We start from the raw sequence: 15003 nt of genomic DNA, 5'->3' as shown, positions 1-15003 counted from the left end.
AGCAGCTTTTTTAAAAAACTCTAACACTTTACAATATTATGTGATAAAATAAATTTATGATGTTTGGCCAGGAAGTATTTTGGCCGCAAGAAAGGGATGATATTTTATGAATAATTCGATCAAAGTGCTGGTTGTGGACGATTCGTCTCTGTTCCGGCAGATGATCATACAGCATCTTTCCACCCAGCCCGGCATAGAAGTCGTAGGCTATGCGATTAATGCATTTGACGCAGGTCAGAAGATCCCGCGGCTGAAACCGGATGTGCTGACTCTGGATGTGGAGATGCCCGGACTCAATGGAATTGAATTTCTCAAGCAGCTCCTTCCGAAAAATCCGATCCCGGTCATTCTCGTATCTTCTTTAAATTTGAGTGTATTTGACGCGCTGTCCGCAGGCGCCGTGGATTTTGTCCGCAAGCCGGATATGAGCGCAAAAAATTCAAAGGATACATTTTTTACCGGCCTGACGCTGAAGGTACGTGCGGCGTCCAAGGCAAAGGTACGCGTGGCTGCCCGGCAGAATACCGGCAGTGCCGTGACCGCGCAAAATGTCGCGGCGAAGCCCATGCCCTTTCCACCTATCCCGCGGAATGTCCTGGACTCCACCATCATCGGCCTGGGTGCTTCCACCGGGGGAACGGAAGCCACGCTTGCCGTGCTGCAGAAGCTTCCGGCAAATATTCCCGGCATCGTGATCACGCAGCATATGCCGGAGGGATTTACGGACATGTACGCGCAGCGTTTGAACCGGATCTGCAGTATGGAGGTCCGTGAAGCGAAGAACGGCGATGTCATCCATCCCGGACTGGCTCTCATCGCTCCCGGAGCGAAGCAGATGGAAGTTGTCAGAGCGGGAAATAACTACATTGTACAGTGCCACCCCGGACCCAAGGTCAGCGGACACTGCCCGTCTGTAAATGTCCTCTTTAACTCCATTGCCAAGAATGTCGCCATAAAAAAAGTCGGCATCATCATGACCGGTATGGGCAGCGACGGAGCGGAGGGACTGCTGCAGATGCGCCAGAAGGGCGCGTTTACGATCGGACAGGACAAGGAATCCTGTGTGGTATACGGAATGCCGATGGTGGCTTACAATATCGGCGCGGTATGTACGCAGGCTTCCTGCGACAATATCCCTTCCGTTCTTTTGAATCATCTGAAAGGCTGACGGAATCATTTCCATCTGTACGGCTGTAAGTCATATACAGAAAACTGCCGACGGCATCCTTTCCACATACGATGGTATTTGGGTATTCTTCAAATATGAAAATTATCCAACTGTACGGTTGGATGCTCTAAAGAGCCTCCAACCTACTCATCCATTCGCAAAAACCGTGCTTACGCACTCTAACGTCTGCTAACGCAGCCGCTTTTTTGCTCATTTATGAGTAGGTTGCTAATCCAAAATCTCAGTTTTATTGCAATAAATTGCATAAAACTGAGATTTCGGATTGCAACCGTACAGTTGGAAAATTATGATCATAAAAACAGATGCGCTTCCAGCGCATCTGTTTTTTACGTCCGTATACGGAAAGCCCGTCGTCTGCTGCTTTCTGTATATGCCCTACAGGGTAAAAGTCATCCCACTTTTTGCGGGATTCGCTGTAATTAAATGTACTTTTTTTTATTATGATTTTCGAAGTTATGCCGATATTCAAGATATAAACTATAAAACAATTTGTTCTAATACAGTAAAAAAGACTGCAATGTTTAGAAAAGGAGTCCAGTATGAAAATAACGACTAACAATGTAATGAAAAGCTATCCGGATCTTCGGATTCATACAAAGGAAAATCCTGCTCCTTCTGCAGCTTCAAGTGACGGACATAGCTTTGACGCTTTGATCATACAGTCTAATCCACGACAGATTGAAGAGCACACCTTTGCAGAGTCGGTTTCCCGGCAGTTATCCTCCGGGATGTCTGATACCGCATCTGCAGAGAAGGTCCAGGATCTAAAGAACAAGGTTGCGGAGCATACGTATCAGATTGATGCCTATGCCATTGCATCCAGGATTTTATTGGTATAAGAGAAAGGCAGGTTCAGATCCTTTTTCATGTCTTTTGAAGAGATACCGCGGAACCAGAGATGAGGGGGAATCAGATTACTATTCCAGGAGGATTTGCGTGTATGAGTGATTTTTCAGCTTTTGCTGATCTTATGAAGGAATTCATAGAATTTTTTGATACATTGATTCCGATTGAACAAGATAAGCTTGATGCTACTGTGAAGAACCGGGTTGGCATTTTAGAAGATTTTATGCACAAGGAACAGGCCGCAGTCATGCGCCTGAGAGGGTTGGAACAGAAGCGTGAAGCGGAACAGAAGCGTCTCGGACTGGAGGGCTGCACCTTTCGGCAGATCTTGGAAAAGATCCCGGATACGGATGCAGCCATGCTAAAGCCCCTGTTCGACAGGGTTGACAGTCAGGTTCATACCATGCAGTCCTTAAGCGGAAGTATCCGGGATGCGATCGAAGTCAATCTTCGGGTCATTGAGTTGAATCTGGCCGGGAATCCGGTGGGAAAGGCCACCTATTCCGCAAGCGGGCAAAAGACTGAAAAGGAAAACACGAAGCATTTTTCAAGCCGTTCCGTATAGGGAATTCTATTGAGTTCCCGGGGAACCGTTTCATTTAATACATTCAGGAGGAGGATCCACTTTATGATGCGTTCAACATTTGCCGGTTTCACCACCGCTCAGCTCGCTATGGCTGCCAGCCAGCGTTCCATTGATGTGACCGGACAGAATATTGCAAATATTAACACCGAAGGCTATACAAGGCAGCGTCTTGATATTGCCAGTTTAAATTTGAGAAACGGTAGTTTCTACAATTCTTCTAACAGTACCAGGGTAGGTTATGGTGTCGATATGACCGGGATCTCCCAGCTTCGCGACCCATTCCTTGACGCCCAGTACCGTTCTCAGATTGCCAAGCTCGGAACCACCGATGCGCAGGCTGCAGGATTGGAAAAACTGCAGGTCGCATTTGACGAGAGTACAACGTCCGGGATCCGGGACGCATTCATTAATCTGAGCAATGCGCTCCAGACCCTTTCCAAAGACGATGGATATACAAAAGAAAATGATACCGTAGTTCGTTCCAGGATGCAGATTATTGTAAACCTGCTCCGTGAGAAAGCAGTTTCCCTTCAGGATATCCGGCATGATACACAGGAGAACTTCCGTGATACGGATATCAAAGACCTGAATGCGACTTTGAAGAACATTGCGGAATTGAATACCAGCATCAAGAACAGCCAGGTACTTGGAAATCCCGCATTGGAGCTGATGGATGAGCGGAACAAGCTGCTGGATGAACTGGGAAGCTATCTTCCGATCAATGTGGAATATAAGCAGAAGATGATCGGCGAAGGATATTCCGTACAGGTTCTGGATGTATCCTTTACGGATTCGGAAGGTGTAAGCCATCGGCTGATTTCTGACGGACGGTACGGACAGTTCAGTACAGATGTTTCCGGGCAGCCGGTTACACTGACGCTGACCGATGCGGATGGATATACGAATGAAATGACCGATAAGCTCACGGAAGGTACATTGAAAGGAAGCCTTGACTTTATGAATAAGTCGGGGGATTTTGATGACAGTGATTTTAAGGGAATCGGGTATTATGAGAAGGTGCTGGATTCGCTGGTTAAGACGTTTGCTGAGGCGTTTAATGAGGCAAATCAGAGTACTCATCAAACTGTACAAGGAGCTGACGGAAAAAATTATCTGCTCTATGAAACAAGCGATACACCGCCAGTAAAGGTATATAAAGGTGAAGATGGTAAGTATTATAAAGATAATGCTGGAAAACCTGATCTTAATAACGAATATACAGATGATATAAAAAAGTTAAGCCCTGTTTATGATAAAAATGGAGCCAAAACAGATCGTCCATTATTCGAGACTATTGATGGCAGCGGCAATTTCTCAGCACTCAACATCAAAATTGCTACTGGCTGGATGGACGGAAGTTATGGAATTACAAATTCTAACAATCAGGTAAATGGAGTGGTTGGTTCCACTGCCAATGAAAATATTGTAAATATGATCAATATGCTTTCAAAGGAATATGCTTTTACTGCTAAGGGCACAGCAGCCGGAAATAATGGTGCAGATGTAAGATTCTACACCGGAAGCTTCTATAACTGCTTTGCAAATATGGAAGTAACTCTTGGTATAGATATTTCATCAGCATCTACGATGTTGAACAATCAGATTACAGTCCTGAACCAGACTGCAAATTCCAGAGATGCCATTTCAGGTGTACAGTTAGATGAAGAAGGTATGAACCTGCTGCATTATAATCAGTCTTACAGTGCTGCGGCAAGGCTTATGACCACTCTTGACGAGATGCTTGACAAATTGATCAACGGCACCGGCGTAGTCGGAAGATAAGAGGAGGTTTAAAATGAGAATTACAACAAATGCGATTTTAAGAAATTATAATAAAAATCTTTCCACTTCTATGAAGAATCTGGATACGATGAGAAACAGGGTTATGACTCAGAGAAAATATATGTCTACTGCTGAGGATCCTTCCAGCGCATTGCGGGCTACTGCATTGGAGCGGAAATATGCAAAGAATAATGATTATCTGGATACGGTAGATGATATTCAGTCCCACCAGAACGCGCAGGAAGATTCTGCAATGCAGATCAGTAATATAGCGTTGGTTTTGGCAAAGCAATATGGTATCGAAGGAATGAACGGAACCAATCATTCCAAAGAGACCCGACAGACTTATGCCGACGCATGGCGCGGTGCACAGCAGAGTATGCTGCTTTCCTTGAATGCTACTTATGGTGATGAATATGTGTTCGGCGGAAGTGATGCTAAAAATGTTCCTTTTACTTTGGAGGATGGTGTAGATGGAAATGGGAATAAAATTCAGATTTTAAAGTATCGCGGCGAAGATGTTACCAACGGTGATCCGAAGATTTTAGAAGAATTATCCAAAGACTCACATTTTATTGATTTAGGTTTTGGACTGGGTGTTGAAGACGTTGCTAACCCGCCTGATGGACAGTATAATATTGATCCCGCTACCGCTTTCAATACTTCCCTTCCTGGTATCAACCTGGTTGGATATGGCCAAGATGCTGATAAGGATCCGAAGAACATGGTTCTTCTTGCGGGTATGGTTGCAGATGAGTTGGAAAAAGAGCCATTTGATTATGATCGGTACAAAGAGTTAGTAGGCAAGTTCGAGGACGGCCGCAACGACCTCCTCTCCGAGGTTACCATCCTGGGAACGCAGACAGAGTTCCTGACCACCACCAAGGAGCGTCTGGAGAACAATAAGATTCAGATTGCGGAAGATTATGACAATGTTGTAAATGTAGACATGGCGGAAGCGATCATGGATTTCTCATGGGCACAGTATGTTTATAATGCATCATTAAAGGTTGGAAACAATATTTTGACACCTTCATTTATTGACTTTATGAATTAATAGAAAATAAGAGAGAAGGGAGGAAAACTTTATGGATCAACTCATTCAGATTACGACTGTCCCCATTCAATATGAGTTGAAGATCAATAATGCGCGGCTGGAATATTCACGTTCCCGTGCTGAATTGGAAATTCATAAAAATGATGGTGGACTGTCTATCAAGAGCCGTCCTGTAAAATTGAAGCTGGATTCATTTCAGGCAAGAAATTCTGTTGTGCCGACGACTGCTACAAGTGTGAAGCAGTCCGCGCAGAAAGGCCAGCAGGCGGCTTACAGCGCTACCGCACAGTTAGCGCAGGAAGGTCAGCTCTTATTAAAAGCAGATATCGGCCAGGATGTGATCGGGCAGATCATGCAACAGAGGACAGCTCAGCCCACAGGAGAATTTGAGTTGGGATTTACCCCGTCTGCTCCGGTGGATATCAGTTATGAAGCTCCTGATCTGACAATCAATTACGAGATGGATAAGCTGAACTTTGATTTGAAGGTGGCCAACGGCAATTTTGAATTTATCCCGGGTAATATTGAGATGTCGATCACGCAGCGTCCTGAGGTATTGATCGAATATGTAGGCGGACCGCTCTATGTGCCACCGAGCGCAAATCCGGACTATGAACCAGTAGATATAAGGGCTTGAAAAAAGCCCTTATATTTTTAATTACAGCAATCACCAGGAGGTATAATATAATTGGAAATTAATGCAAAATATTTTGGACAAGTTTCATATGACAAGAGCGAATTAATCCATATTGTCAACGGATTGATCGGATTTGAAGCATATACGGAATATCTTCCGATTCCGTTTCATGAAGATAATGACTCCCTGATCTCCCTGCAGTGCCTGGAGGATGAGACGCTTTCTTTTATATTGATGAATCCTTTTGGGCTGCTGAATGACTACACACCCTCTTTGTCCGGGCAGGATATGAAAGAGCTGGATGCAGAGACCGCTGAGGATCTTTCCTACTATGTAATCTGTGTCATGCGTGATTCCGTTGCAGAATCGACGGTAAACCTGAAAGCGCCGCTTGTTGTCAATGTCCGGAGCCGTCAGGCAAGACAGGTTATTCTGGATCAGTCGGAATATACATTCCGGCATGTGATCGGAGACATGATAAAGGAGGAATCATAGCATGCTCATCTTACAACGCCGGAAGGGGCAATCCCTTTCTATTAATAAAAATATTAAATTGACGATCGTTGATACAGGAACAGACTGGGTAAAGCTTGCGATTGATGCCCCCAAGGAAATACCGATCCTCCGGACAGAGCTGGTGGAAGCGGCTGCTGAGAATCAGGCCGCCTCCCAAACCGTTTCGAAAGAAGTGCTTGACAAAATTTTAAAACAAAACTAGTACAGCGTTGCATTAATTTTGAAGTAATAAGCGCTTGATGTCCATGTCAGGACAAGGCGGAGGAAGGAGACGATGCCGGTAGCATCGTTGACTGACTCCAACGCAGTAATGGCATGGACAGCGAGTGATTATTACTCAATTATTAGTGCAACGCTGTACTAGTATAGTGACACATTAACTTTCATTCAAAGTCAGTACACTAGAGGAAATAAAAAGGGCTCTGCGGAAATGATATTTGCGGTAAACCATGTTATATCACGCAATGATCATCATTTCCGAAAGCCCTTTTATTTTATCCAAATAATGGTGTGGAATAATAACGGTCTGCTGTGTCCGGAAGCAGCGCAACGATCGTTTTTCCTTTATTTTCCGGACGCTTTGCCAGTATGAGCGCCGCATGCAGTGCCGCGCCTGAGGAAATTCCTACCAAAACTCCTTCTTGTTTGGCAAGCAGCTTTGCCGCTTCGTATGCGTCATCAATTTCGATTGAGATGATCTCATCATAAATCTCTGTGTTGAGAACTTCCGGAATGAAGCCTGCCCCGATTCCCTGAATCTTATGAGGGCCGCCCTTTCCTTCGGAAAGCACCGGAGAGTCCGCGGGTTCAACAGCAATGATCTTGATATCGCCATTTTTTGATTTGAGATATTCGCCGGTTCCGGTCAGTGTACCGCCGGTTCCTACGCCTGCCACAAAGTATTCTACCTTTCCGTCCGTGTCCTTCCAGATCTCGGGACCGGTGGTGGTTCTATGCGCGGCAGAGTTGGCCGGATTCACAAACTGGCCTGGGATAAAGCTGTCCGGGATTTCCTTTGCCAGTTCTTCCGCTCTGTCGATGGCACCCTGCATCCCCAGCGAGCCGTCCGTCAATACCAGCTCCGCGCCGTAAGCCTTTAAGATATTCCTTCTCTCTATGCTCATGGTCTCCGGCATGGTCAGGATGATACGGTAGCCTTTTGCTGCCGCAATAGAGGCAAGGCCGATCCCTGTATTTCCTGATGTAGGTTCGATGATCACGGAACCGGGCTTTAACATCCCCTTTTCCTCTGCATCTTCGATCATGGCTTTGGCAACCCGGTCCTTTACGCTTCCTGCTGGATTGAGATATTCCAGCTTTACCAGCACTTTGGCAGCCAGATCCAGGTTTTTCTCTATATTGACAGCCTCTACAAGAGGGGTATTCCCTATTAACTCCATGGTTCCTTTATAAATGTTGGACATGATATGATCCTTTCTTGTTACAGTTTATTTCCCAGCCAGCCAACATGCTGATCGGCTGAGAGGATGCGGGCGGCATATCACCCGATCTTTCGTTTACTTCAGCGATTCCTCCTGCAGCCGGTCGAATTCTGCCATACATTCATCGACAGTGGCTCCTCCCAAGAGATTCCGTACGATCAGGCAGGTGTTTCCCCACTGCTCCATCTTCATTCCGGCGTTGGAGCCAAGGACATACTTATTCTCCTGGATCTTCTGATTCAGCGGCTTTAACGCGTCGATACAGTCTACCTCTACGTTTTTCGACGGAGAGATCACCTTATTATGTTCCGAATAGATCTGAAGCGCTTCATCGGAAAGGATAACATTCAGGACCTTCTTTGCATCCTCCATGTTCTCCGCATTGGTGCCGATTCCATATCCTGTCATCGACACGACCGGCATTGGGCCGAGATGGCTTGGAAATCCGATTACCTGAAGCTCAAAATCCGGAGCTCCATATGCAGTCTCCGAGTTCGCCGCCCCCCAATATGCCATCACGATCGGAGTCTTCTGCGACAGAAAATCCGGCCCTTCCCCGTCGATCGCCTCGGAGACATAGGCCTTTTCCGCATCGACATATCCAAGGTCGATCAGCTTCTGAAGAAATTCGAATGCAGGACGCATATAATCGCTGTACTTACGTTCCCCTTTATTCAGCGCTTCAATCTCTGCCTCCGTATCCCCCCCGTTGTACAGGTCCGCGTAAGCCTGAGCAAATACAAAATTCTCCAGCCACCAGCGGTTTGCGCCAATAGGCGTCTCAATCCCATTTTCCTGGAAAACCCTGCAGCATTCCAGCAGATCCTCCGGGGTTTCCGGCAGTTCCAGCTTGTATTCATCAAACATCGTCTTATTGACAAACAGGCCGTGAGCCACAACCTCCTGCGGAATTGCAACAAGCTTGCCGTCCACCATATTTGCCGTCTTTACGACCTCTCTTAAATTCTCAACACAGTCCAGGCCGGACAGATCCAGAAGATTTCCTTCCGACCCCAGCACCTGGATCGTGTCCGGATTCAGCAGATACAGGTCATCCATATTATTGCGGACGCGGTTAACACCGACTTCATCATAAGTCATGTCCTGGTGGTCATCCGCCGTATAGGTCCTGTATTCTACGGTCAGCCCAAGTTCCTCCTCTGCCATGGCGATCGTCAGGTCAAATGCGCTTCTTGCTATATTTTTCGCATTGGGATTTGATTTTTCCATAGGGCCAAACAAATTGACTACCTTTTTATCCTTTTTCTCATTTTTGATCAGATTGTTGACGGATTCTTCTTTGCCTCCGCAGGCTGCTGCTGAAAACATCAGCATAACGGCCAGGCCGGCCGCCGCTGATCGTTTCATTCTCCCCCGGGTCTTTCTTTTCATTGCTTATTCCTTTCTTTGCGCTACGGCGTTTTCTTAATACATTGCTTTATAACTTTTTTCAGCAGATCGATATCAATCGGTTTTGCCAGATGTACATTCATTCCTGCATCCAGTGCTTCCTTTTCATCTTCCGCAAATGCATTTGCCGTCATGGCAATGATCGGAATGGTCCGCGCGTCTTTCCGCTCCAACACACGAATCGCCCTGGTGGCGTCATATCCATTCATCACCGGCATCTGGACATCCATCAGGATTGCATCGAACTCACCTTCCGCCGCATTCGAAAAACGCTCTATAGCCATCTGGCCATTTTCAACGACCTCACATCCCGCCCCCTCAATCGAGAGGATCTCTTGAAGAATCTCCGCATTGATCTCGTTGTCTTCCGCCGCAAGAAAATGCAGTCCCTCCAAAGTCACGTCCTCCGCGCCCTCGGGTGCTGTTTCTTCCTGTTTATCATTCTGCATTTCCATAATCTTTTCTTTAAATGCAGATACGAAAAATGGTTTCGCAAGCATCTCCGTGTTCTCAATGCGGAGCGCCTCTTCTATCCTGGTATCATCATACGACGCCAGAAACAGGATCGGCACCGTATACGGAATGGTCTCCCGCAACTTTTCCGCAGTATGGGCGATGCCGAGGTCCGCCCCGTTCCAGTCCAGCAGGATCAGGTCATAACCACAATAGCCTTTCAGGGACTGCAACTGGCTGTCATTCCCGCCGCTGCCTTCCGGGGACCGCGGCTGACTCTCCTCCCCGCTGCTGTCTTTCCTGTGATACTCCCGGATATGCCGCAGGGCTTCCTCTTCACCGGAGGCTGTATCCACATGGATCCCGGTGTCTTTCATCAGCACCTGGATATTTTCCGCACTCTCTGCATCGCCGTCCACAAGTAGGATACTGGAAATTCTGTTCTTCTCCCAGAACTGCCTGTCGGCCCGGCCTTCCGGTATACGAAATTCCAGTTCTACCCTGAAAAGGGTTCCATGATCCACTTCACTGGTCACGTCGATCGTACCGCCCATGAGCTCTACGATATTTTTTGTGATCGCCATGCCAAGGCCCGTTCCCTGAACCTTATTGGTGGTACTGTTCTCCGCCCTGGTAAATGCATCAAAAATGGTTTCCAGGTACTCCGGCGTCATCCCGTATCCGTCGTCTTCCACTTCAATTCGGATATGCTCATACTGACTGGAGCGCTGTTTCAAACCGATGATCCGAAACCAGATATTGCCTCCCTCGGGCGTATATTTTACGGAATTGGAAAGGAGGTTGATCAGGATCTGGTTGATCCTCGTCTCGTCCCCCAGCAAATATTCGTGCTTGATGCCTGTGACTTCCAGGTGAAAACTCTGTGCTCTTGCCTGCGCCATGGGTCGGATGATCGTGTCTACGGAGGACACCAGGTCGTTCAGGGTGAATTCCTCAACCGTAAGCACCACCTTTCCGCTTTCAATCTTGGAAACGTCCAGGACGTCATTGATCAGACTGAGCAGATGCTGTCCGGAGGCAGTGATCTTCTTCGTGTATTCCCGCACCTTCACCGGGTCTTCCGCATCCTTGGCAAGCAGCGTCGTAAATCCCAGGACCGCATTCATCGGGGTCCGAATGTCGTGCGACATGTTGGAAAGGAACGTGGTCTTGGAGTTGCTTGCGATCTGCGCGGCCTGCAGGGCTTCCGCCAGCCGCTGGTTGTGTATCTCGCGTTCGGCCTCACGCTCTCTCCGGAGCCGTTCCTGCTGTCTCTGGTTCAGGTAATACAGCGTGCAGCAGAGGAAAAAGGCAACCAGCATTACCATGATGACGATGAAAATGTTCTGGTTTACAGTGCGGCCCTCCTGCTGGATCGCCCCGATGGGTACGTAACCGATCAGATAGATCGTTCCCTCATTTACCGCCCACATATAGTTCAGGGCGCTTTTTCCCTGTATATTGTGATAGAATAAAATATTATCCCCGTTTTTCACGCATTCCTCAACTTCTGCCCGAAGGCTTTCTTCCTGTATGTTGTTGGCGCGGTAAAAGTCTTCCAGGTTCAGATGTCCTGCATCCCTCTCCCCCATTCCCTTGGGTTTGAGCACAAGTCTCTCGCTCTGGGTATCCATGATATAGAGCATGGCCTGCCCGTTATAAAAACCATCCGGAAGCGACCGGTCAAGCGCGTCATACACGTACTCGATATACAGCGAGGCAATCTCCTGACCGTCCTTTTCCACCGGACACTTGATCGTATACGCCCAGGTTCCCATATAATTTATATAAGACTGGGAAATCGGAAGCCCGTCAACGCTCCCCCCTGATGAGAAATCAAGTTCTTCTGCGGTAAACAGATCTCCTGTATTGGAAACGCCTTCTTCCTCCCCGGAGAAAATCAGAGACATCTTTACCATGGTCTGATTCATGTCGTAGGCGCAGACAAACCTCTCGGGATCTTCAAGATCTGCGATCTCCTGCGCAATCAGCTTCTGGAACTCTGCCTCCTTCAGCAGGATGGCTTCGATCGTCCCCTTCATCAGATCCAGACTCTCGCTCAAGTTCTGGATGGCAGAATCCGACATCTCTTTGGAAATCTTGTGCGCCACGGAGAATATGACAGCTCCGAAAATGCTGAAAATCAGTATAATAGAAAGAAGCAGAGGGAAACCTTTGTCTTTTTTTCTTCGGTCCTGCTTCTTTTCTGTTCTTTTTTCTTCGTTGTTATTCATTTCTCTTTTCACTGGATAACCCTTTTCCACACGGGATAATGCAACTTTTTATTACAATAATATTATACCTCTATACATATTTTCGTGTCAATATGATTCCTGTTTTTGTGGAAGGGACGGCAGAGGCAGGTTGATCGAAAAAAAGCTATCCCCTACGTCAATAGAGGATAGCTTTTAATTCAATCAATACTTCAATCTCTACCGGGATGTTTCCCGGAAGTACATTCACGCCTATGGCAGATCTGTATTCGGAAGGATTACCCCGCTTCCTTCCCCGCATACTCCCGATAGATCACCGGCTGGATCACAACCGCCAGCACCGTATACAGTCCCAGCAGCATCGGCACCGCGCCCGTGACCTTATCCCCCAGGGAGCACAGGTTAAACATGCCAAGTGCCGTCCCGGTCTGGAGCAGCTGGTCCGGAAGGAGTCCCAGCAGACGGGCGACCGCCGGGCTGTTGATATTTGCTAGGAATGACGGGATAAAGATCAGGATGAACGGAACGAGCACCGCAACCACGGTAGACCTGGTTTTTGCCGACACCAGCATGCTTAAGGCGGAAATGAACAGGCATCCGATGTACCCGCCGGCCGCAGTCAGTAAATACTTTTCCAAAACCGTGATTGGCTGTCTCCATCAGTATCCGCGATACCTTTACACGAAAGGAAATGAAAGAAAACTTTTATCACGGAATGATCTTAGGGCTTCTACAGGCAGAAGGAAGCTGGAGTGTGAAATCTAATGCAGAATCTGGAATAGGATACACCGATATCCGCCTGGAAATTCCCTCCACAAAAACAGGCTGCATCATCGAAGTCAAGTATGCCGAAAACGGCCGATATGAGCAGTCATGTTCCACTATATTGGCAGGATGCCGCGCGGCGAGTGCGCGGCACCATATGAACAATTAGAAGTTCTTAAGAATAACTCACGCATACCACAACGCATGATTTGTAGTGGACACCGCATCCGCGCCGGCGGACAGCGCCGTGATGACATGCTTCTTTTCGGACAGGAGCCCGCCGGATATCACCGGGATCTTCACGGCACTTTTGACCTGCCTGATGATATCCGGCATGATCCCGGGCATGATCTCTATGGCGCTGGGCATAGATAGCTCCACCTGCTTTTCCAGCGAATTCAGCGCAATCGAATCCACCAGGAAGGTCCGCTGTATCGCGATAAATCCCTGTTTCTGCGCCTCCTTCACAAGATTTGGCTTTGTGCTGACGATCCCGTCCGCGCCGGCGTTTCTCAGGATAAACTCCACGGATACGTCCCGGATCGCCATGCCGGTCACAAAGTCCATGTGTACGATCGCGATTTTTCCATGAGCTTTTACCTGCTTGACGATCTCCGTGATATTGCAGATAGAACCATATAAAATAAATATAATCTTGCATTGTGTTTTAAAGCATTCCCGCAGGTCGTCCTCATTTCTGACCGCGGCTATCATCGGGAAATCCGCGAGTATCTCAGATAGCTTCATACTAGTCTCCCTCCTTCATAAAGTAGTGCTCTGTTGCTATAATTCCTTCAGGACCTCTGCCATCTCATACAGCCCTTCGAATACCGCATCCGGCTTTACATCAGATTTTTCTATGTCTTCCAGGCGTGTCTCCCCGGACAGGACCAGGATCCCGTTGGCTCCGTTATTGACGCCGGTTTTTACATCGGTGTAGATCCGGTCTCCCACAAAGCTGATGTACTCCCGGGGGATCTTTGTCTTTTCCAGGATCATATCGACGGTTTCCCTGAACGGCTTTCCCAGATAATGAGGGTGCTTTCCGGTGGACAGTTCAATGGCTGCGCAGATGGATCCGCAGTCCGGAATGAAACCTGTTTCTGTAGGGCAGTTGATATCCAGATGGGTGGAAATAAACTCTGCTCCGTTGCGGATCAGGGTACATGCCTTAGTCAGTTTATCATAATCAAGTGTTTTGTCAAATCCAACGACAACAATGTCCGCGTCCTCCTTGACCAGGCGGATCCCGTATTCCTGAAAATGCTGCTCCAGGGCGCGCGTGCCGAGCAGATACACCTTTTTTTCCGGGAAATTTTTCATCAGGTAGATCGCAGTGACATCCCCCGAGGTCATGATCTCCTCTTTCGTTATGGAACATCCCATTTTCGCAAGCTTCCGTATATAATTATCCGCGGAATCCGATGAATTATTTGTAAAAAAAATGAACTTCTTTCCTAATCTGGACACCTCGGATAAAAATTCCAGGGACCCTTTCAGAAGCTGGCTGCCAAGATAAAATGTTCCGTCCATATCCAGCACAAACAGCCGGGTCCTTTCGAGCAGTTGTTTTTTGTTCATCATACTTTTTAACTCCTTTACGCATAGCTTTTCTAAAACAAACAGAGCGAACAAGTCTGATCCCATTCGCTCTGTTTCCGGATACTGTCTGGATAAAAAAAGCAATCCAAAAGTCCCTTGTCATGGGATTCGGACTACTCTTAGCACTCTTGTCTCGTTACTTAATATACAACGTATCACACACAATGTCAATATGGATAAAAAAAATAATAAAATTTCTTTTTCATTATGCAGAATATCCAAAACTCTAAAAATTTGTTATTGACATACTCTGGAAAAACTGCTATATTGATAACACCTAGAGAAAATATAGAGAAAGGTAACTCAACGAGATGAGTTTGCCTTTCTCTATATTTTTTTATGCGGATTTGATCCGCCGTGAGTAAATATTACATACAAGAAGAGGAGGAAATAAACATGCGTATTTTTCAAATTTGTTACCATACCGCCTGCGGCGGCACAAATGATGACGAAAGCTTCGATTCCATATTTCCATATAGACTAAATGGGTGTATTCTTATTTTCA

General features: G+C 47.0%; 14 protein-coding genes and 1 pseudogene. 9 read left to right on the top strand and 6 right to left on the bottom strand.

Annotated features, from left to right (window positions below):
- The first annotated feature begins 106 nt into the window (after window positions 1-106).
- The 8 genes from ACTOY7_RS16965 to ACTOY7_RS16930 all read left to right on the top strand — a co-directional run bounded on the left by ACTOY7_RS16965 (window position 107) and on the right by ACTOY7_RS16930 (window position 6815).
- Window positions 107-1168 carry a protein-glutamate methylesterase/protein-glutamine glutaminase gene (locus tag ACTOY7_RS16965; protein ID WP_482671125.1) on the top strand — a complete coding sequence of 354 codons (1062 nt, stop codon included), beginning with the start codon at window positions 107-109 and terminating at the stop codon, window positions 1166-1168.
- A gap of 560 nt (window positions 1169-1728) precedes the next feature.
- The gene (locus ACTOY7_RS16960; RefSeq protein WP_160283227.1) at window positions 1729-2028 is read left to right on the top strand and encodes a flagellar biosynthesis anti-sigma factor FlgM; all 300 of its coding nucleotides are present in this window, start codon (window positions 1729-1731) and stop codon (window positions 2026-2028) included.
- Window positions 2029-2129: 101 nt separating this feature from the next.
- Window positions 2130-2600, top strand: coding sequence for a flagellar export chaperone FlgN (gene flgN / locus ACTOY7_RS16955; protein WP_394684123.1), 471 nt, complete (start codon window positions 2130-2132; stop codon window positions 2598-2600).
- A 63-nt stretch (window positions 2601-2663) separates the two neighbouring features.
- The gene (locus ACTOY7_RS16950) at window positions 2664-4403 is read left to right on the top strand and encodes a flagellar hook-associated protein FlgK (RefSeq protein WP_482671124.1); all 1740 of its coding nucleotides are present in this window, start codon (window positions 2664-2666) and stop codon (window positions 4401-4403) included.
- A 13-nt stretch (window positions 4404-4416) separates the two neighbouring features.
- The gene (locus ACTOY7_RS16945) at window positions 4417-5460 is read left to right on the top strand and encodes a flagellin family protein (RefSeq protein ID WP_394684279.1); all 1044 of its coding nucleotides are present in this window, start codon (window positions 4417-4419) and stop codon (window positions 5458-5460) included.
- Window positions 5461-5491: 31 nt separating this feature from the next.
- Window positions 5492-6097: a DUF6470 family protein gene (locus ACTOY7_RS16940; protein ID WP_300885246.1), complete on the top strand. Its 606-nt coding sequence runs from the start codon at window positions 5492-5494 to the stop codon at window positions 6095-6097.
- Window positions 6098-6148: 51 nt separating this feature from the next.
- Window positions 6149-6592, top strand: a complete 444-nt coding sequence (gene fliW / locus ACTOY7_RS16935; RefSeq protein WP_160283232.1) for a flagellar assembly protein FliW — start codon at window positions 6149-6151, stop codon at window positions 6590-6592.
- Between the two features lies 1 nt (window position 6593).
- Window positions 6594-6815, top strand: coding sequence for a carbon storage regulator (locus tag ACTOY7_RS16930; protein WP_160283233.1), 222 nt, complete (start codon window positions 6594-6596; stop codon window positions 6813-6815).
- Window positions 6816-7107: 292 nt separating this feature from the next.
- Here ACTOY7_RS16930 and cysK read toward each other — a convergent pair whose 3' ends face one another.
- From cysK to ACTOY7_RS16910, 4 genes are all read right to left on the bottom strand, one after another.
- Complete coding sequence (gene cysK, locus ACTOY7_RS16925) at window positions 7108-8037, bottom strand: cysteine synthase A (RefSeq protein WP_160283234.1); 930 nt, start codon at window positions 8035-8037, stop codon at window positions 7108-7110.
- A gap of 93 nt (window positions 8038-8130) precedes the next feature.
- The gene (locus tag ACTOY7_RS16920) at window positions 8131-9447 is read right to left on the bottom strand and encodes an ABC transporter substrate-binding protein (RefSeq protein WP_482671123.1); all 1317 of its coding nucleotides are present in this window, start codon (window positions 9445-9447) and stop codon (window positions 8131-8133) included.
- A 20-nt stretch (window positions 9448-9467) separates the two neighbouring features.
- Entirely contained in the window at window positions 9468-12152 is a 2685-nt protein-coding gene (locus tag ACTOY7_RS16915; protein WP_482671134.1) for a hybrid sensor histidine kinase/response regulator, read from the bottom strand.
- 257 nt (window positions 12153-12409) lie between these two features.
- Window positions 12410-12769, bottom strand: coding sequence for a hypothetical protein (locus ACTOY7_RS16910; protein ID WP_482671122.1), 360 nt, complete (start codon window positions 12767-12769; stop codon window positions 12410-12412).
- Between the two features lie 17 nt (window positions 12770-12786).
- Between ACTOY7_RS16910 and ACTOY7_RS16905 the strand changes: the two are divergent.
- A pseudogene (locus tag ACTOY7_RS16905) lies at window positions 12787-13008 on the top strand (PD-(D/E)XK nuclease domain-containing protein); the annotation flags it as partial.
- A 74-nt stretch (window positions 13009-13082) separates the two neighbouring features.
- Here the strand turns inward: ACTOY7_RS16905 and ACTOY7_RS16900 are convergent.
- Window positions 13083-13643, bottom strand: coding sequence for a glycerol-3-phosphate responsive antiterminator (locus tag ACTOY7_RS16900; RefSeq protein WP_160283252.1), 561 nt, complete (start codon window positions 13641-13643; stop codon window positions 13083-13085).
- A 36-nt stretch (window positions 13644-13679) separates the two neighbouring features.
- The gene (locus tag ACTOY7_RS16895) at window positions 13680-14480 is read right to left on the bottom strand and encodes an HAD-IIA family hydrolase (protein WP_160283253.1); all 801 of its coding nucleotides are present in this window, start codon (window positions 14478-14480) and stop codon (window positions 13680-13682) included.
- Between the last annotated feature and the right edge of the window lie 523 nt (window positions 14481-15003).

This window comes from Schaedlerella sp., from assembly GCF_056796775.1.
The sequence above is the reverse complement of the archived record's forward strand: the minus strand, read 5'-3'. Positions and strand labels throughout refer to the sequence as shown.